This window comes from Kouleothrix sp. 19917 (assembly GCF_057073505.1).
Genome location: NZ_CP097099.1, coordinates 6,020,372 through 6,038,171, shown reverse-complemented (window position 1 = coordinate 6,038,171; position 17,800 = coordinate 6,020,372). Strand labels below are relative to the sequence as shown.

Here is a 17,800-nt window from a genome sequence, read left to right as displayed (position 1 = left end):
TGCGCATTATACCATACGCGGCGCGGTGGGCCAGGTTGGGCTTTGTGCTGCGCTCGGCGCGGCATGCAGCCGGCCTGTACGGGCGGCACTCGTGCGCTGGATTGTAATGAAAATTTGATGTGGTCGGCGTGCTGAACGCCTGCCTCGCATGCCCCTGCCCATCCAGCATGTCCCGGCGAACCTACGTCTCCGCCCCACAACCTACGTGTCCAGGCGGACCTATGTGTCCGCCCCATAACCTACGTGTCCCGGCGGACCTACGTGTCCGCCCCATAACCTACGTGTCCGCCCCTACCGCTCTACATCGTCGGGGTGGGCCTCGGTAGCGACGCCGTAGCCATCGAGCGCGGCGCGCGCCCGCGCAATGCCAGTGCGCGCCTCGCGAATGCCAAAGAACACCTCGGGTGGCGCAAAGGCGCTGCCCACAATCGCCAGCCGCCGCAGGTGCGCACTCAGTGTGCCGCGATGCCGCGCCAGCAGCTCTTGCTGCTCAGCAATCTCTTCGTCGCGCGTGGGCGGGCGCGTGGGCGCAGGCGAACCTGGCCCATAATAATGATTGTTTGTTGTGCTCGTCGTCGTGCCGTAATTCACGCCTACTGCGTTGCCGTTTAGCGTGCCACTGTTATTGACTGTGCCCTGCACGCCTGCGCCCGCATTCGTCAGGCGCGCGCGTTCCTCACGAAGCTCGGCAATTTGCGCCCGCAGCGACGCAAGCACCGACTCAGGGAGCGGCTGGCTCAGGGTCGCTTCGAACTCGGCAATTTTCTTATCCAGCTCGGCAATTGTCGTCATGGTTGGCCTCGTATGTGTGCGTGCGAGTACACCGAGACATTGCGCGCAAACAATGCAAAGAAAGGGCAGGCACCAAAGTTGCGAAGAATCGCTGGGTGCGCATATGATAGCAGAAATCAGGGCCGCAAGTATGGCCCATGCGCAGGAGATTTTTATGAACAAGGAGCCTTTTTTCGCCCCCGCCGCCTATGATGCCGGCGAGTTCATTGTGCGCGCCTACCGCCCCGGCGACGGCGCAGCCCTTCAGCGCGCCGCCACCGCCTCCTACGATCATCTGCGGCCGTGGATGCTGTGGGCGCGGCCCGACCAAAGCGTGGAAGAGTCGGAGGTGATTTGCCGGCGCGGGGCCGCACGCTACCTGCTGAACGAGGATTTCACACTTGGCATCTGGATTGGTGATGAGCTTGCCGGCGGCACGGGCTTCCACCTGCGCGGCGGCCCGCTCGAATTGCGCTATGCCGAGGTTGGCATGTGGATCAGCGGGGCGCGCGCTGGCAGCGGGCTTGGCACCCGCGTGCTGGGTGCGCTGCTAACATGGGGCTTTACCGAGTGGGGCTGGCAGCGGCTCGAATGGCGCTGCGACACGCGCAACATCGCCAGCGCGCGCGTGGCCGAAAAGAATGGGCTGCGGCGCGAGGGCACGCTGCGCGCCGATGCGCTCGACGTGGCCGGCGCGCGCCGCGACACGCACATCTACGCGATTCTGCGCAGCGAGTGGCCGGGCGCATGAGGCCGAAAAGATCACCACAGAGGCACGGAGATTTTGAGGTTCAGGTTGCGGGTTGCAGGTTCGCAGGTTTGCAGGTTGCACATTTTCAGGTTGGAATGCTACAGGCTTATGGGTTCGCGCAAACCCAACATGCAACATTCAAAACGTGCAACTTGCAACCTCGCCCGCTCACCCCTTCACGCCACGAATGAGCGCGGTGGGCACGCTGAACGAATAGCCTTCTTCCAGCGCCAGGGCGGCACGCACCTCGCGCGGCGCGCCATCGATCAGCGCGCGGATCTGCGTGATCGCCAGAAAGGGCGTGTTCATGCGCGCCACCCACGACTCAAACTCCAGCCGCAGCGGCCACTCGCCCATTGTCTCGGCGGGCAGGCCGGCCTCGGCGCACATTCTTAACCACTGGTTGATTGTATGATCGCGCACGTGCGAAGGGTCGCGCAGCAGCTCGATTGCGTTCAGGAAGGTATCAGGCGCGGGCGGCTCGGGCGAAACGACATCGGCCAGCAGCAGCCGGCCACCGGGCTTCAGCACGCGCGCAAACTCGCGCAGCGCGGCCTGCGGGTGCGGGTAGTGGTGCGCGCTGTAGCGCGAAGTCACGATGTCGAATGAGGCATCCGCGAAGGGCAACTGCTCGACATCGCCGCGCTTGAAGGACATATTTTCCAGCTTGCGGTCGCGCGCCAGCTTGCGCCCCTGCGCCAGCATGGCATCGGACAAATCGAGCGCCACAACCTCGGCGGCCTGCGCGGCAAAGGCCAGCGCGGTGTGGCCCGCGCCCGAGCCAGCGTCGAGCACGCGCTCGTTCCCTTGCAGCGCGGCAACCGCCAGCATGGCAACCAGGTCGGGGCCGGCGGCATGCACGGCGCTGGTGGCATAGTTCGCGGCTACCGGGCTGAACTGCCGCTCGACGGCATTCTTGATGTCGGACATGATCGTTGCGCCTTTCAAGATTCCAATCGCACGCTGGCACAGCTACAGGCTCACCAGCAGAACTCCCAGCAAAATAACCGCCACGCCAGCCCACTGCGCCAGCGCCAGCCGTTCGCGCAGAAACAGCCAGGCCAGCACAACCGTTACTGCGCTAAACAGCGAGGCCAGCGCCGTGACGATGGTGGTGTAGGCGCTGCTCACGCCCAGGTTGAACGCCACAAACGCCAGGGTGTCGAGCAGCGCCGCCGCAGCCACCAGCAGCCAGCCCCTGCCGCCCAGCCGCGCCGGGCGGGTGCGACGGCCCGCCAGCAGCGCAAGCGCGCACAGAAACTCAAGCATTCGCACCGCCAGCACCGGCCAGAGCAGGCCCAGTGCGGGCGTCACAAAATCGAGCGCCCAGAACGAAATGCCAAAGCACAGCGCCACGCCAAACGCCTCGGGCACGCCCGCCAGCGTCGCCCGCCCGGCACCGGCCTGCCCGCGCGAAACCGCCATCACGCCGCCGATCAGCAGCGCCGCGCCCAGCAGCGTCAGGGCCGCCGGTCGCTCGCCCGCCAGCAGGGCCAGCAGCGCGCTTACCACCGCAAAGCCCGACGCAATCGGCGACACCAGCGCCAGCGTGCCAATCGCAAACGAGCGGTAGAGCAGCAGTGTGCCGGCGAGGTTGAATAGCGCAATTCCTGCTGCCAGCAGCCACGCCGCCGCAGTTGGCGCGGGCGCGCCCGGCTGCAGCGCCAGCAGCGCAGCGGTGAGCAGCAGGCCCCAGAGCTGCACATAGAAAAATGCCTGCACCACGCCCAGCCGGCGCGCCACCCACGTCACCGCGAAATCGGAAACGCCCCAGCACAGCGCAGCCGCAAGGCCAAACACAATGCCCATTGCCGGCCTCACAACAGCGCCAAACGGCATTCGTTTATTCCAAAAGATGGAGCGATAGTATACCACGCACTAGCTGCGCTCGTCGGCCACGGCGGCGTACACGCCAAGCGCAATCAGCGCGCTGCCTGTAAACCAGCGCTGGCCGCGCCGCAGGCGTGCGCTGCCCCGCAATGCGCGACCAATCGGGCCGGCAAAGGCTGCCACGACGAGGTCGGCGCTGCTGTTGAGCAGCACGGAAATGCTGCCCAGCAGAATGAACTGCAGCGCGACCGACCCGGCGGGGTTGATGAAGTGGGGGATGAAGGCCAGAAAAAACAGCGTCGTCTTGGGGTTCAGCAGCTCGGTGGCCATGCCCTGCATCAGAATGCGGCGCGTGCTTTCGGCAGGCACGTCGGCTGTGTGCGTGGCTGGCTCGCGCGCCAGCAGCGTGCGCACGCCGAGGTAGATCAGGTAGGCTGCGCCGGCATATTTCACCACGCTAAACGCCAGCGCCGAGGTGGCCAGCAGCGCCGAAAGCCCGAACGCGGCAGCGAGTACGTGCCCCAGCCCGCCAATCGCCGTGCCCGCTGTGGATGCAATGCCATCGCGTGCGCCGCCCTTCAGGCTGCGCGCCAGCACGTAGAAAATGCCTGGGCCGGGCGTCACTGCCAGCAAAATCGCCGCAGACAGAAACACACCAAATGCAACTGGTGTTGGCATTCCTTCCCCCCTCTATTCGACGACCGACCACCGACGAATGACGACCGGAAGACTCACCACAGAGACACAGAGGCGCGGAGGGTTGGCAGGTTGCAGGTTAGCAGGTTAGCAGGCCCAATCCCAAAACCCCAGACCCAAAACCCTCATCTTGAACCGCAAAGGGCGCAAAGGACGCAAAGAGCCAAGAATTTACGATTGACGATTGGGTGAGCATTTCATCGCTCTGCGCTCTACGCTCCCTCCTGCCGACTGCAAACTGCCTACCGCCTACTGCTCACCCCGCGTCCTCAATCCCAATCACAATGCGCTTATTGTTTGCGCCTTTGCTGCGGGTTTTCAGCAGCACCACGCGCCCAACCTCGCCCGTGTCGGCCACGTGTGTGCCGCCGTCGGCCTGTAAATCAAGCCCAACGATGTTCACCGTGCGCACCTGGCGGATTCCTTCGGGCAGCAGGTTGATCTTGGTGCGGATCAGGTCGGGGATGGCGAAGGCTTCTTCGCGCGGCAGGATGCGCACCTCAATCGGGCGGGCGGCGGCGATCTCGGCGTTCACCTTCGCCACGATCTCCTGCGCCAGCTCGTTCGAGAAGTTGGGTAGCTCGAAGTCGAGCCGGCCTTCGTCGGTGTCCATGTTGCCGCCCGTCACCGGCGCCTGGTAGTCGCGCCAGATCACGCCGCACAGCAGGTGCAGCGCCGTATGCGTGCGCATCAGCTTGTGCCGGCGCGCCCAGTCGATCGTGCCGTGCACGGCGGTGCCGGACGCGGGCGGCTCGCCTTCCAGCGTATGCCAGACCTGCTCGCCCTGCTTGCGCACTTCGGTCACGCGCCATGTGCGCCCATCACTTGCGCTGAGCGTGCCGGTGTCGTGCGGCTGGCCGCCCCCGGTGGCATAAAAAGCGGTGCGATCAAGCGCGACCGCCTGGCCTTCGGCAGCCGTCACCTCGGCGGAAAATTCGCGCATGTAGGCGTCGGTTTGAAACAGAAGCTCGGTGATACTTCCCTTTCCTGGCCTTATGCCAGCGCGTCGCGAAACACCTCGGCCAGGCGCTGCACGCCAGTGACGATCTGCTCGGGCGTTGAGAACGAGAAATTCAGGCGCATGGTGTTCGCGCCGCCGCCATTGGCGTGGAACGCGCCGCCCGGCACAAACGCCACCTGCCGCTCCAGTGCGCGCGCCAGCAGTTCGGTGGTGTTATAGCCCTCGGGCAGCGTGATCCACAGAAACATCCCGCCGTCGGGCTTGGTCCAGCGCGTGCCAGCGGGCATATACTGCTCCAGCGCGCCCAGCATCGCGTCGCGCCGCGCCTGGTACACGCCGCAGATGCGCGGGATCTGGCGGGCGAGCAGGCCATCGCGGCAGGCTTCGTAGGCGATTGCCTGCGCCAGCGAGCTGGTATGGAGATCGAGGCCCTGCTTGACCTGCACCATGCGGCGCAGCAGCGGCTCGGGCGCGACGGCCCAGCCCACGCGCAGGCCCGGCACCAGCAGCTTGGAGAAGGTGCTCAGGTAGAGAACATGGCGCGGCGCGCCGAAGCGCGCAATATCGAGCGCGGCCAGCAGCGGCGGCGCTTCGCCACTATAGCGCAATTCGCCATACGGGTCGTCCTCGACGATCGGCAGGTTGTAGCGCGCGGCCAGTTCTAACAAGGCGTGCCGCCGCTCGGCGGAAAGCGTGACGCCAGTCGGGTTCTGGAAGCTCGCGACGGTGTAGAGAAACTTGGGCGTGCGCCCTTCGGCGGCCAGCCCGGCCAGTGCCTGCTCGACGCCCTCGATCCGCAAGCCCTCGTCGTCCATTGGCAGCGTCACAAAGCGCGGCTGGTAGGGCCGAAACGCCTGCAGCGCACCAACATAGGTTGGCTCCTCGACCAGCACCACATCGCCCGGGTCGACCAGCAGCTTGGCGATCATGTCGAGGCCCTGCTGCGAGCCATTGGTCACCAGCAGGTTGTCGCGCGAAATCGGCAGCTTGCGCCCGGCCATCATCTCCACCAGGAAATCGCGCAGCGGCGGGAAGCCCTCGGTGGGGCCATATTGCAGCACGCGCCCGGCCTCGCGCGAGAGCACGCGCTCGGCAGCAAGCTCAATTTCTTCAGCTGGGAAGCAATCGGGCGCGGGCAGGCCGCCCGCAAACGAGATCACGCCGGGTTCTTCGGTGACTTTCAGCAGCTCGCGGATGGCCGAGCTGCTGACGTTCGCAACAGCCGAGGCCCAGTGCGATTCCCACAGATCGGTGGTAGTGGTGGGGGATGCATGTGTCATACGGTTCTCCGCTGGGCCGTGCTACTGGCGCCGCCGGCCGCGGAAAAAACCACCGCGAAAGGCGAGCCCGGCCACAATCAGCAGCACTACCAGAATGATCAGGCATTCTGGCGCGCCAATGCGAGTAAAAAACATGGTGGCTCCTTGCCCCAGGGCGGCCACACGCAGAGTATAGCAGCCAGCGGCACAGACAGACAGAGACAATCGAGCGACGGGCAGGGCAACAATTCTGGCCGCATTATAGCCCATATCGCCCCGCGCCCGCGCGCAGCTACGACATACGTACTTAAGCCCTGCTACGTACTCGCAAATATACGTAATTTACCTGATGTGCCAGGCGGCCTAATCTGCTACTGTGTATGCACCCCGCACAAGAACAAACAAAGCCACACCTAAGGCTCTGGAAGGCGATAAAGGCTCGGAGGACTGAATGAGCGCCCCATACTCGCACGCCGTATTTGCTGAGCACATCGAAACTGTCTTTCGGCTGCCCGCAGTGGGTGGCCCGCTGGCATTGGAGCTGATCGAAGTTTCGGCCCAGCGCGAGAACGGCCCATTCGACAGCTTCTCAATCGTGCTGCGCGGGCCGGCCGGCACATACATTCCACAGGCGAATTATTGCTTCGAGCACGACGCGCTGGGCGATATCGAACTGTTTATTGTGCCGATCCGCCAGGACCAGCAGGGCCTGTATTACGAAGCCGCCTTTAACATTTTGCACGCCGAGGTAGCCGCATGAGCAGCATCACACTCCGCCCCATCCAGCCGAACGATATTCCTTTCCTGCGTAAAGTGTATGCCAGCACCCGCGCCGCCGAGCTCGAGCCGCTTGGCTGGAGCGCGCAACAACAGGAAATTTTCCTGCGCCAGCAGTTCGACGCGCAGCACTATCACTACCAGAATTTCTACACCAACGCCCGCTTTCAGGTGGTTTTGCAGAACAACACGCCAGTTGGCCGCCTGTATGTGGCGCGCTGGCCCCACGAAATACGCCTGATCGACATCACGCTGCTTCCTGAGTATCGCGGCCAGGGCATTGGCTCGGAACTGATGGACGGCGTGCTCGATGAAGCATTACGCTATACCCGCCCGGTGCGCATTCATGTCGAGAAGTTCAACCCGGCGTTGCGCTGGTACCAGCGCTTTGGCTTTACCGAACTCGAAGATCGCGGCATCTACTGGTTCATGGAATGGATGCCGGCCGTAGCAGTAGGCCAGGCTTTCGCCCACGCGTAGCTTTCCCGCCCCGCAACACTCTTTTCGCTCGTAGCTGTCGCAAGACGGCGGCTTTGTGGTGCGCTGTGCGCGGCACAGGTGCTTGGTTTTGGGCATTGTGAAAGGAAGGACGGCACACATGGCTGAAGCGTACATTGGTGAGATCCGCATGTTTGGCGGTAATTTTGCCCCGGTAGGTTGGTCGTTCTGCGATGGTTCATTGCTGGCGATCGCGCAGTACGACGCGCTGTTCGCCCTGATTGGCACAACCTACGGCGGCGATGGCCAGAACACCTTTGCGCTGCCCGACCTGCGTGGGCGCGTGCCGGTGCATCAGGGCCAGGGCGCGGGTTTGTCGAACTACACCATCGGCCAGAACGGCGGCTCGGAAACCGTCACGCTGATCACCAACCAGCTGCCCTCGCATGCTCACAGCGCCCAGGCGCAGAGCGGGCAAGGCGGCCAGGCCTCGCCAAGTGGCGGCGTGTGGGCAAGCTCGAACCTGAGCCAGTTTTCCAACAACCCCGCGAACTCCGCCATGAGCCCCCAGGCGATGACGCTCAGCGGTGGCAGCCAGCCGCACGAGAACATGCTGCCGTTCGAGTGCATCAGCTTCATTATTTGTCTCGAAGGTATCTTCCCAAGCCAGGGTTAGTGCTGCCAATAGATTGAGCATCCGAACTCGAAGGAGGCATTCCTATGTCGGATCCATTTTTGGGCGAGATCAAACTTATGAGTTTCGGCTTCCCGCCCAAGGGCTGGGCCTTGTGTAACGGTCAGCTGTTGCCGATCAACCAGAACCAGGCGCTGTTCTCACTGCTTGGCACCATGTATGGCGGCGATGGCCGCACGACCTTTGCGCTGCCCGATTTCCGCAGCCGCACCGCGCTCCATATGGGCAATGGCTTCGTTCAGGGCCAGCGCGCCGGCGAAGAAAACCATACGCTCATCATCACCGAGATGCCGGCACACGGCCACACGCCCATGGCCGACGGCAATGCCGCCGGTTCGGGCACGCCCGTGGGCGGAACCTGGGCTGCACAGGAAGCCAACCCGTACAGCACGTCGATCAACACCACGATGCTGCCCTCGGCCACTGGCGCGGCCGGCGGCAGCCAGCCACACCCCAACCTTTCGCCCTACCTCACCATTAGCTATTGTATTGCTCTTGTGGGTGTTTTCCCATCGCGCACGTAAGAAGGAGCCGAAATCATGTCAGAGCCCTTTTTGGCCGAAATCAGGATGTTCGGTTTCAACTTCGCCCCACGGGGCTGGGCATTCTGCAACGGCCAGATTATGTCGATAGCGCAGAACACGGCCTTGTTCTCGCTGCTGGGCACGTTTTACGGCGGCAATGGCACAACAACCTTTGCGCTGCCGAATTTGCAGGCCAGCGCGCCCATGCACCAGGGCCAGGGGCCGGGCCTCACGCCGCGCAGCCTGGGCGAAGTCGGCGGTGTGCAGACGGTGACGCTCATCCAGAGCGAAATGGCGGCACACAATCACCCTGTCGGGTGTGACTCGGGGCCGGGGAGCGTTGCCGCGCCAATCAATGGCATGTGGGCAAGCGGTGGGCGCGGCCGGCCCTCGGCCTATTCTGCGAACCCGCCAAACACGCCAATGAGCGGGGCCGCCTTTGGCCCGGCGGGCGGCAGCCAGCCACACAACAACATGCCGCCCTACCTGACCGTCAATTTCTGTATCGCGCTCCAGGGGATCTACCCATCGCGGCCATAAGCACAAGAGAACGTACGCGGCGCAGATACACATAGTATCTGCGCCATTTCCGCTATTTCGCAGCAAATAGCCTGTTCTTCCGCCCGCACTTGTCCCTTTCATACGGCGTCGCAGGCGGCGCCATACACGAGGATGGATACAATGGTACGGAATTTTTCTAAACGTATGGCGCTTGCTTTGCGGGGCGGACGGCTCGCACTCGCATTGGCGCTGGCTGTGGGGATGCTTGCGGCCATACCTGCCGGCACCGCCTTGGCAGCCGGCTTAATTGTCACCACCACCGCCGATACGGTGGACGCAAGCCCCGGCAACGGCGTGTGCGCTGATGCAGGCGGCCAGTGCTCGCTGCGCGCGGCAGTTATGGAAGCCAACGCCCTTTCCGGGGCCGACTCGATCAGCCTGTCCGCCACGACCTACACGCTCACCCGCACCGGTGTAGACAACAACGCCGCCAATGGCGACCTGGATGTCACCGGGCCAATCACCATCAATGGCAACGGCGCGATCATTCAGGCCGGCGCCAGCAGCAGCGCGGCGATCGACCGGGTTTTCTCGTTCAACCCGCTCGGCAGCTTGGCTGGTTTTGCGGTTTCGCTGAACAACCTGACCGTTCGCAATGGCAAGAACCCGAACGCTTTTTCCACCTTTGAAAGCGATGGGGGCTGCTTCGATTTCGATGGTGGCACAAACGGCGCGGGCAATCTGAGCCTGAGCAGCGTTACCGTCAGCAACTGCGAAACGACTGACGGCGATGCCGGCGGTTTCGCGCTGTTCTTATCAAACGGCGGCACGGTCAATATCAGCGGTTCGACCATTCAGAACAACATCGCCAGCCGTGCTGGCCCGAACTGGGGCAACGGCGGCGGCATGTCGGTATTCTGCGTCAATAGCAGCAAAACCGCGAACGTGACGATCAGCAACTCAACCATACAAGGCAACAGCACGCGCTCGGTCGGCGGGACGAACAACGGCCAGGGCGGCGGCCTGTTCTTCTTTGGCTCGTGCGGCGGCTCGGCTACGCAGAATTACCAGTTGCATGGTGTTACCATCACCGGCAACGCCTCGGGCAGCGACGGCGGCGGCATCTACTCGACCGCGCCGCTGACGATCGACCAGAGCAGCGCAATCAACAATAACACCTCCGGGCGTTTCGGCGGTGGTATTCGCCTGAGTCATACCAGCGGAACCTCAACGATCAGCAAAGTGACGTTTACGGGCAACACCGCCGCTGCGGGTGGCGCGGGCGGCGCGATTCGCTTTGAAGTGGGCACGCTCAACATGAGCTTCTCGCGGATTGTGAACAACACCAGCCCGGCTGGCACCGGCAGTGGCCTGTCGGTCAACGGCGGCACGGCCAATGCGACGAATAACTGGTGGGGTTGCAGCACCGGCCCAAGCGCTGCGCCCTGTGATATTGCCAAAGTCGATGGTACCGGCACGGCGAACTTCACGCCCTGGCTGCGCGTGCTGCTGACAGCAGCGAGCACCACACTCGTCACCAACCAGAGCACCAGCCTGACGGCCAGCGTCAACACCAACTCGGCCGGCCAGGACGTTTCGGCCAATGTGGATGTGCTGAAGGGCTTGCCGGTGACGTGGAGTGCGGTCGGCGGCACGATCTCCGGCGCGCAAACGACGATCCAGTCGAATGGCACCGCCACTGCCACCTATACGGCGAGTGCAGCTGCGGCCAGCAATCGCGCGGCGGCGAAAGTCGACAACGACGGCACGGCCAGCGGCTCGAACGTCGTGAGCTTCACCGTTTCTAAGGCGAATACCACCACAAGCATCACCGGCGACTCGCCCGACCCAAGTGGTGTTGGGCAGGCCTACACCGTCAGCTACACGGTTGCTGGCAGCAGTGGCAATTCGCCAACCGCGCCAACCGGCAACGTGACCGTGAGCGATGGCACAAACACGTGTACGGGCACAGTGGCGGCTGGCTCGTGCTCGCTCACATCCACAACTGTGGGCGCGAAAACCCTGACCGCTACCTATGCCGGTGATGCCAACTTCAACGGCAGCACCTCGGCGGGTGTGGCGCACACCGTCAGCAAGGCCAGCACGACCACAAGCATCACCAGCGACAACCCCGATCCTTCGGTCGTCGGCCAACCGGTGGTCGTGAACTATACCGTGACGGCAAGCAGTGGCACGCCAACCGGCAATGTCACCGTCAGCGACGGCACAAACATGTGCACTGGCACGGTGGCGGCCGGCTCGTGCAGCATCACCTTTACCAGCGCGGGCGCAAAAACCCTGGCCGCTACCTATGCCGGCGATACCAACTTCAACGGCAGCACGTCGGCGGGTGCGGCGCACACCGTCAGCAAGGCCAGCACGACCACAAGCATCATCAGCGACACGCCCGATCCTTCGACAACAGGCCAGGCAGTGACCGTCAACTTCAGTGTGGTTGTCAGCTCGCCGGGCGCGGGCACGCCCACTGGCACCGTCACCGTGAGCGACGGCGTCGATAATTGCACCGCAGCAGTTGCAGCCGGCACCTGCTCGATCACGCTGACCACCGCTGGCGCGCGCACGCTGACTGCCACCTATGCCGGCGATACCAACTTCAACGGCAGCGCATCGGCCGGTGTGGCGCACACCGTCACCTCGACGGCAACGACCACAAGCATCATCAGCGACACGCCCGATCCTTCGGTCGTCGGCCAGAGCGTGACGATTAACTTCACCGTCACGTCAAGTGGTGGTACGCCGACCGGCAATGTCACTGTGAGTGATGGCACAAACATGTGTACTGGCACGGTGGCGGCCGGCTCGTGCAGCATCACATTCACCAGCGCCGGGGCCAAAACGCTCACCGCAACGTATGCTGGCGACGGCACCTTCACTGGCAGCACTTCGGCGGGTGTGGCGCACACGGTCAATAAGGCCGACACCACCACCACAATTACGTCCGACACGCCCGATCCCTCAACCGTGGGCGAGGCGGTGACGATTAACTTCTCGGTGGCGGCGAACGCGCCGGGCGCAGGCACGCCCACTGGCAACGTGACCGTGAGCGATGGCACGCAAACCTGCACTGCCTCCGTCGCGGTTGGCTCGTGCAGCATCACCTTCAGCAGCGCAGGCGCAAAAACGCTGACTGCCACCTACGAGGGCGACGGCAACTTCAACGGCAGCACCTCGGCGAGTGTCGCGCACACCGTCAACCCGCCCGCCAAGGCCGACACGACCACGACAATCACGTCCGACAACCCCGATCCTTCGGTCGTCGGCCAGAGCGTGACGATTAACTTCACCGTCACGGCCAGCAGCGGCACGCCCACCGGCGATGTCACCGTCAGCGATGGCACGCAAACCTGTACTGGCACGGTTGCTGCCGGATCGTGCAGCATCGTCTTCACCAGCGCGGGCGCGAAAACCCTGACGGCGACCTACTCGGGCGATGCCAACTTCAACGGCAGCACCTCGGCCAGCGCGCCGCACACGGTCAACAAGGCCGAAACGATCACCACAATCACGTCGGAAACACCGGATCCCTCGACTGTCAATCAGCCGGTGACAGTGGCGTTCACCGTGGTGGCGAAAGCGCCGGGCGCAGGCACGCCCACCGGCAGCGTCACCGTGAGCGACGGCGTCGATAACTGCACCGCCAGCGTAGCCACTGGCCAGTGCGACATTACATTCACCACCTCGGGCAATCGCACCATTACAGCGACCTATGCTGGCGATAACAACTTCCTCGGCAGCTCGGACACAACGCCGCACGTCGTTAACATCCCGATGGCGTTGAACCTGGCCGTGCTGAAGACCCACAGCGGCAACTTCACCCAGGGCCAGAGCGGCGCGCAGTACACCATCAAAGTGTCGAACACGGGCACGGCCGATGCGAACGATACCGTGAGCGTGGTCGATACCCTGCCAGCCGGCCTGACCGCCACCGCGATCAGCGGCAGCGGCTGGAGCTGCTCGGCCAGCACACTCACCTGCACGCGCTCCGACGCGCTGGCAGCGGGCAGCAGCTACCCCGACATCATGCTCACCGTCAATGTTGCGAGCAACGCCCCCGCAAGCGTGACGAACAGCGCAACCGTGTCGATCAGTGGCGACAGCAACGCTTCCGACAACACATCGAACGACCCAACCACCATCGACACGGACAACACGCCGCCCGACACGACAATCACCAGCATGCCGTCGAACCCGAGCAACAGCAGCTCGGCCAGCTTCTCCTTTAGCGGAAGCGACAGCGGCACCGGCGTGGCCTCGTTCGAGTGCAAGCTCGACGGCAGCAGCTTCACGGCCTGCACCAGCGCGCAGAGCTACAGCGGCTTAGCGGACGGCCAGCACACCTTCCAGGTGCGCGCGATCGACGGCGCGGGCAATGCCGACCCAACCCCGGCTTCGTATACCTGGGTGGTCGATACCACTGCGCCAGGCGTGACGATCAACCAGGCCAGTGGCCAGGCCGACCCGACCAGCGCCAGCCCGATCCACTTCACCGTTGTGTTCGACGAGCCGGTGAGTGGCTTCACCGGCGCAGATGTGAGCCTGAGTGGCACGGCCGGCGCGACGAGCGCAACCGTGACCGAGATCGCGCCCAACGATGGCACAACCTACGACGTGGCGGTGAGCGGCATGAACGCCGATGGCACCGTGATCGCCACGGTTGGGGCGAACAAGGCGGCGGATGCAGCTGGCAACGCCAACACCACCAGCACCAGCACCGACAACACCGTGACCTACAGTGTGCCGGTGGTGCTCACGCCCGACCTGACAATAAGCAAGAGCCACAGCGGCACCTTTACTCAGGGTCAGTCGGGCGCGCAGTACACCATCACGGTAGCGAATGTGGGCAACGGCGCATCCAGCGGCACGGTAACCGCCGTCGATACCCTGCCGGCGGGCCTGACTGCCACCGCGATCAGCGGCAGCGGCTGGACCTGCACCACCAGCACGCTCACCTGCACGCGCTCCGACGCGCTGGCAGCGGGCGGCAGCTACCCGAACATCACACTCACCGTTAATGTTGCGAGCAATGCGCCGGCGAGCGTGACGAATAGCGCGACGGTGTCGGGCGGCGGCGAAACCAACAGCGGCAACAACACCGCCAGCGACCCGACCACAATCACAACGGCGGCCAAGATCAACACCACCACGACGATCACCGCCGACACGCCCGACCCATCGACGGCGGGCCAGGCCGTGACGGTAAGCTACACCGTCGTTCCGGCCAGTGGCAGCGGCACGCCCATGGGCAACGTCACCGTGACCGACGGGGTGAATAGCTGCACCGGCACGGTTGCGGCGGGCCAATGCAGTATTACGCTGACCACGGTTGGTGCGCGCACGCTCACCGCCACCTACAGCGGCGACAGCAGCTACAACGGCAGCACCTCGGCCGGCGCGCCGCACACCGTCAACGGCGGCACCAACACACTCACCTGCAACGGCCTTGCGGCAACGATCTACGTGCTGAACGGCAAGATCGTCGGCGGGCCGGACAATGGCAAGACCTACAAAGGCTCGCTGAAAGGCACCACTGGCAACGACGTGATCGTCGGCACCGAGGGCAAAGATTCGATTGACGCCAAGAGCGGCGACGATACGGTCTGCGGCTTGGGCGGCGACGACAAGCTCACCGGCGATAGTGGGAACGACTACCTTGATGGCGGTGCTGGCAAGGATGATCTCAAGGGCAGTGCCGGCAACGACACACTGATCGGCGGCGACAACGACGACAAGCTCGACGGCGACGAAGGCAACGATACGTTGATCGGCGGCGCCGGCAACGACAAGCTCGACGGTGACAAAGGCAACGATACGTTAACTGGCAACGCCGGCAAGGACACCTTCAAGGGTGGCGATGGCACCGATACCGCGACCGACTACAACCCTGCCGAAGGCGATAAGCTGGATGGCAAGCTACCCTAGGCATTCCAATCGGTTTTAACACCCACAAGACCGGGCGCGTCGCGCCCGGTCTTGTGCATTTCATAGCCCGATGTTTGGTATCATAGGCATCTCGCTCCTTTTGTTTCGCACGGAGACGCACCGCCATGACCGAATCGCTGCGCAGCCCCGAAGAGCTGCGCGACATTGCCGCCGCACACGGCGTCGCCGCCACCCTGCACCCGGCCAACCGCCCCATGCCCACGGTGGAAGATGCCGCCGCAGCCATGGGTATTGAGGTCAGCGCGATGACTAAAAACATCGTGTGCATGATTGGCGATTCGGCGGTGCTGGTGATTGCTGCGGGCACCGCACGCATCGACGACCGGGCACTGGCCCAGCATTTTGGCGTTGGGCGCAAGAAAGTCGGGCTGGCACGCCCCGACCAGGCCTACGCGATTTCTGGCTTTGTGGTGGGCTGCATGCCCTCCTTCGGCCATCGCACGCCCTTGCCCACGCTGATCGACCCGGCGGTGCTTGCGCTGCCCCGCGTGTATGGCGGCACCGGCAACCCTGCTGTGCTGATCTCGCTCGCCACCGCCGACCTGCTTGCGCTCACTGGCGGCACCAGCGTGGCCGTCACGCGCCCGCCCGAAGCTGGTTGAAAATTTCGTACAGCACCACGCCCGCCGCCACCGCCAGGTTGAGCGAGTCGCCCTGGCCGACCATGGGAATGTTCACGATCTCGTCGCACCCATCCTGCTGGGCCGCCACAAAACCGCGCGGCTCGCTGCCCATCAGCAGCACCACCGGCGCGCGGTACGCCACGCTGCGGTAGTCGCGCGGCGCGGCCGGCGAGGTGCCAACCACCTGCGCGCCGTGCTGGCCCGCCCACGCGCGAAATTCGTCAAAGCTGGCCCGCCCCAGGCGCTGCGCAAAGATCGCGCCGACGCTGGCGCGCACCGCCGCCGGGTCGTAGGGGTCGGCAGTGTTGCCAAGCAGTATCGCCCCGGCCGCGCCCACGGCGTCGCAGGTGCGCAGGATCGCGCCCAGGTTGCCGGGATACTGCACGGTGTCGAGCGCCACCCAGCAGCGCCCCGCCGCCGCGTCGAGCTGATCGAGCGCGTGCCAGCGCTGCCGCAGCACCAGGCCCAGCCCCTGCGCGTGCTCGCGCGCCGCCAGGCTGGCGAAAACATCCGCAGTTACATCGAGCCGCGCCACGCCACGCGCCACGATTTCCCCCAACAGCTCGCGGCCAAACGTGCTGTCGAGCAATTCCGGCGCGACCACGCATCGCTCGATTGGCGCGCCCTGCTGCACGGCCGCCGCCACCAGATGCAGCCCATCCACGAAATATGTCTCGCTGCGCTCGCGCTCCTTGCGGCCCGCCAGCGCGCGAATTGCCTTGATCAGCGGGTTGTTGCGGCTTGAAATCGCCGCCTGCCCCGCGCCATATTCTCGTTGCATAGTGTGCCTCCGCGTGTGTTGTTCCCCGCCCGCCTGCCGCACACGCACAAACACGCGGCCGCAGGCGCCACACCCGCCCGCGGCCAACGCAAAACGGCCGCAGGCGCAATACTCGCCCACGGCCGTTTGCACAGACTATTGAGTGCTAGAACGCTAGAAGCCGCCGAAAATTGGGCGCAGTATCCCTATCTTCAGCGGAGAAGATCGGAACACCGCGCGCGCGCTCAGGTGCTACACACGCCGAAAATGCGTGCGCCAGCGCCTCTAGTAATGTTGTTTCGGCAGACTTCATCGGCGTTGCTATGGTTCGGAAAAATACAGCCGCAGCATAGCCGCTGGCCACGCCCGAGTCAAGGCGTGCGCGCTCGGACTTTCGGACGATTTTGCGCGGCCCGCTATGGTATACTACCTGCACCCCGCACATATTCGCAGCCAATCAACCCAGGGGTGAGCATGTTTCATCGCCGGCTGGTTTGCGCAGCGCTGTGCCTGCTGGCCAGCCTGTTCGCAGCACAGGTGAACGCCAGCACCACGCAACCCACCATCCCAGTAACGCTCTACGATGGCGCGCAAGATACGCTGCCGTCCGCGCAGGGCTGGGTCTTTCTGTTCACAAAAGGGCCGCCACCGCAGGCAATGGATGCGGGCGCAGCACTGCTCGACACCAGAAGCACCGCAGCGATCATTGCTGGCTATTTCGCCAGCCAGGCCGGCTTCTTTGGCAGCACTGCGCCCGTTCCAGTGCTTAGTCGCACAGCGGGCTTTACGCTCACCTTCACCATGCAACTGCTCGACGAACAACACAACCGCAACAGCCGCGCCGGCTTCAGCATTATTGCGCTCGGCAGCGATGCGCGCGGCATCGAGCTGGGCTTCTGGCAGAACAGGGTGTGGGCGCAGGAAGGCGGCACCGACGCGCTGTTCACGCAGGCCGAAGGCGCGAGCTACGCCACTGGCGCGGCGCTGACGCGCTACGACCTGACGATCCACGGCGACACCTATGATCTGCGCGCCGATGGTGTGCTGCTATTTGGCGGGCCAGTACGCGACTATACTGCCTTTCAGGGCACGCCCAACCCCTACAAAACGTCCAACTTCCTGTTTTTCGGCGATAATACGCGGTCGGCGGCGGGGCGCTTTCGTTTGGGGAAGGTGGCGCTTGCGCTGCCGCCCGCCCCGGCACCAGGGCCGCCGGAAGACGCGCTATTTGTGCCGGTGGCGCGAAGGTAATTC

16 protein-coding genes are annotated in these 17,800 nt (G+C 64.2%); 9 read left to right on the top strand and 7 right to left on the bottom strand.

From position 1 onward, the window contains the following. Positions 1 to 291 precede the first annotated feature (291 nt). Positions 292 to 792, bottom strand: a complete 501-nt coding sequence (locus M1P90_RS24355; protein WP_483698112.1) for a hypothetical protein — start codon at positions 790 to 792, stop codon at positions 292 to 294. A gap of 154 nt (positions 793 to 946) precedes the next feature. Between M1P90_RS24355 and M1P90_RS24350 the strand changes: the two genes are divergently transcribed. Further along, positions 947 to 1,522 carry a GNAT family N-acetyltransferase gene (locus M1P90_RS24350; RefSeq protein ID WP_483698111.1) on the top strand — a complete coding sequence of 192 codons (576 nt, stop codon included), beginning with the start codon at positions 947 to 949 and terminating at the stop codon, positions 1,520 to 1,522. 168 nt (positions 1,523 to 1,690) lie between these two features. On the opposite strand, the gene M1P90_RS24345 is transcribed toward M1P90_RS24350, so the two are convergent. From M1P90_RS24345 to M1P90_RS24325, 5 genes are all read right to left on the bottom strand, one after another. Continuing rightward, positions 1,691 to 2,452, bottom strand: a complete 762-nt coding sequence (locus tag M1P90_RS24345) for a class I SAM-dependent methyltransferase (protein WP_483698110.1) — start codon at positions 2,450 to 2,452, stop codon at positions 1,691 to 1,693. Positions 2,453 to 2,494: 42 nt separating this feature from the next. After that, positions 2,495 to 3,361, bottom strand: a complete 867-nt coding sequence (locus M1P90_RS24340; protein ID WP_483698108.1) for an EamA family transporter — start codon at positions 3,359 to 3,361, stop codon at positions 2,495 to 2,497. A gap of 39 nt (positions 3,362 to 3,400) precedes the next feature. Then, entirely contained in the window at positions 3,401 to 4,030 is a 630-nt protein-coding gene (locus M1P90_RS24335; protein WP_483698107.1) for a LysE family translocator, read from the bottom strand. 274 nt (positions 4,031 to 4,304) lie between these two features. Continuing rightward, positions 4,305 to 4,991: an alanyl-tRNA editing protein gene (locus M1P90_RS24330; protein ID WP_483698106.1), complete on the bottom strand. Its 687-nt coding sequence runs from the start codon at positions 4,989 to 4,991 to the stop codon at positions 4,305 to 4,307. A 50-nt stretch (positions 4,992 to 5,041) separates the two neighbouring features. Continuing rightward, positions 5,042 to 6,289, bottom strand: coding sequence for an aminotransferase-like domain-containing protein (locus M1P90_RS24325; protein WP_483698105.1), 1,248 nt, complete (start codon positions 6,287 to 6,289; stop codon positions 5,042 to 5,044). A 430-nt stretch (positions 6,290 to 6,719) separates the two neighbouring features. Between M1P90_RS24325 and M1P90_RS24320 the strand changes: the two genes are divergently transcribed. The 7 genes from M1P90_RS24320 (at position 6,720) to M1P90_RS24290 (ending at position 15,765) form a co-directional block, all read left to right on the top strand. Then, entirely contained in the window at positions 6,720 to 7,028 is a 309-nt protein-coding gene (locus M1P90_RS24320) for a DUF6916 family protein (RefSeq protein ID WP_483698104.1), read from the top strand. Further along, positions 7,025 to 7,525 carry a GNAT family N-acetyltransferase gene (locus M1P90_RS24315; protein WP_483698102.1) on the top strand — a complete coding sequence of 167 codons (501 nt, stop codon included), beginning with the start codon at positions 7,025 to 7,027 and terminating at the stop codon, positions 7,523 to 7,525. Before M1P90_RS24320 ends, M1P90_RS24315 begins: the two co-directional genes overlap by 4 nt. 118 nt (positions 7,526 to 7,643) lie before the next feature. Further along, a complete protein-coding gene (locus tag M1P90_RS24310; RefSeq protein ID WP_483698100.1) occupies positions 7,644 to 8,159 on the top strand; it encodes a phage tail protein in 516 nt (171 codons plus the stop codon). A gap of 44 nt (positions 8,160 to 8,203) precedes the next feature. After that, positions 8,204 to 8,701, top strand: coding sequence for a phage tail protein (locus tag M1P90_RS24305; RefSeq protein WP_483698099.1), 498 nt, complete (start codon positions 8,204 to 8,206; stop codon positions 8,699 to 8,701). Positions 8,702 to 8,716: 15 nt separating this feature from the next. After that, positions 8,717 to 9,241 (top strand): phage tail protein, encoded by a 525-nt coding sequence (locus M1P90_RS24300; protein WP_483698098.1) that lies wholly within the window; start codon positions 8,717 to 8,719, stop codon positions 9,239 to 9,241. A 165-nt stretch (positions 9,242 to 9,406) separates the two neighbouring features. Continuing rightward, positions 9,407 to 15,142, top strand: a complete 5,736-nt coding sequence (locus M1P90_RS24295) for an Ig-like domain repeat protein (protein ID WP_483698097.1) — start codon at positions 9,407 to 9,409, stop codon at positions 15,140 to 15,142. Between the two features lie 125 nt (positions 15,143 to 15,267). Then, positions 15,268 to 15,765, top strand: coding sequence for an aminoacyl-tRNA deacylase (locus tag M1P90_RS24290; protein WP_483698096.1), 498 nt, complete (start codon positions 15,268 to 15,270; stop codon positions 15,763 to 15,765). Here M1P90_RS24290 and M1P90_RS24285 read toward each other — a convergent pair. Further along, the gene (locus M1P90_RS24285) at positions 15,740 to 16,567 is read right to left on the bottom strand and encodes a TrmH family RNA methyltransferase (protein ID WP_483698095.1); all 828 of its coding nucleotides are present in this window, start codon (positions 16,565 to 16,567) and stop codon (positions 15,740 to 15,742) included. The two genes, M1P90_RS24290 and M1P90_RS24285, sit on opposite strands and share 26 nt — an antisense overlap. Positions 16,568 to 17,020: 453 nt before the next feature. Between M1P90_RS24285 and M1P90_RS24280 the strand changes: the two genes are divergently transcribed. After that, the gene (locus tag M1P90_RS24280; protein ID WP_483698094.1) at positions 17,021 to 17,797 is read left to right on the top strand and encodes a choice-of-anchor Y domain-containing protein; all 777 of its coding nucleotides are present in this window, start codon (positions 17,021 to 17,023) and stop codon (positions 17,795 to 17,797) included. The last annotated feature ends 3 nt before the right edge of the window (positions 17,798 to 17,800 follow it).

Excerpts from the sequence above, each read along its gene's own strand:
- M1P90_RS24355 (WP_483698112.1), bottom strand. The coding sequence starts at position 792 with ATGACGACAATTGCCGAGCTGGATAAGAAAATTGCCGAGTTCGAAGCG.
- M1P90_RS24350 (WP_483698111.1), top strand. The coding sequence starts at position 947 with ATGAACAAGGAGCCTTTTTTCGCCCCCGCCGCCTATGATGCCGGCGAG.
- M1P90_RS24345 (WP_483698110.1), bottom strand. The coding sequence starts at position 2,452 with ATGTCCGACATCAAGAATGCCGTCGAGCGGCAGTTCAGCCCGGTAGCC.
- M1P90_RS24340 (WP_483698108.1), bottom strand. The coding sequence starts at position 3,361 with ATGCCGTTTGGCGCTGTTGTGAGGCCGGCAATGGGCATTGTGTTTGGC.
- M1P90_RS24335 (WP_483698107.1), bottom strand. The coding sequence starts at position 4,030 with ATGCCAACACCAGTTGCATTTGGTGTGTTTCTGTCTGCGGCGATTTTG.
- M1P90_RS24330 (WP_483698106.1), bottom strand. The coding sequence starts at position 4,991 with ATGCGCGAATTTTCCGCCGAGGTGACGGCTGCCGAAGGCCAGGCGGTC.
- M1P90_RS24325 (WP_483698105.1), bottom strand. The coding sequence starts at position 6,289 with ATGACACATGCATCCCCCACCACTACCACCGATCTGTGGGAATCGCAC.
- M1P90_RS24320 (WP_483698104.1), top strand. The coding sequence starts at position 6,720 with ATGAGCGCCCCATACTCGCACGCCGTATTTGCTGAGCACATCGAAACT.
- M1P90_RS24315 (WP_483698102.1), top strand. The coding sequence starts at position 7,025 with ATGAGCAGCATCACACTCCGCCCCATCCAGCCGAACGATATTCCTTTC.
- M1P90_RS24310 (WP_483698100.1), top strand. The coding sequence starts at position 7,644 with ATGGCTGAAGCGTACATTGGTGAGATCCGCATGTTTGGCGGTAATTTT.
- M1P90_RS24305 (WP_483698099.1), top strand. The coding sequence starts at position 8,204 with ATGTCGGATCCATTTTTGGGCGAGATCAAACTTATGAGTTTCGGCTTC.
- M1P90_RS24300 (WP_483698098.1), top strand. The coding sequence starts at position 8,717 with ATGTCAGAGCCCTTTTTGGCCGAAATCAGGATGTTCGGTTTCAACTTC.
- M1P90_RS24295 (WP_483698097.1), top strand. The coding sequence starts at position 9,407 with ATGGCGCTTGCTTTGCGGGGCGGACGGCTCGCACTCGCATTGGCGCTG.
- M1P90_RS24290 (WP_483698096.1), top strand. The coding sequence starts at position 15,268 with ATGACCGAATCGCTGCGCAGCCCCGAAGAGCTGCGCGACATTGCCGCC.
- M1P90_RS24285 (WP_483698095.1), bottom strand. The coding sequence starts at position 16,567 with ATGCAACGAGAATATGGCGCGGGGCAGGCGGCGATTTCAAGCCGCAAC.
- M1P90_RS24280 (WP_483698094.1), top strand. The coding sequence starts at position 17,021 with ATGTTTCATCGCCGGCTGGTTTGCGCAGCGCTGTGCCTGCTGGCCAGC.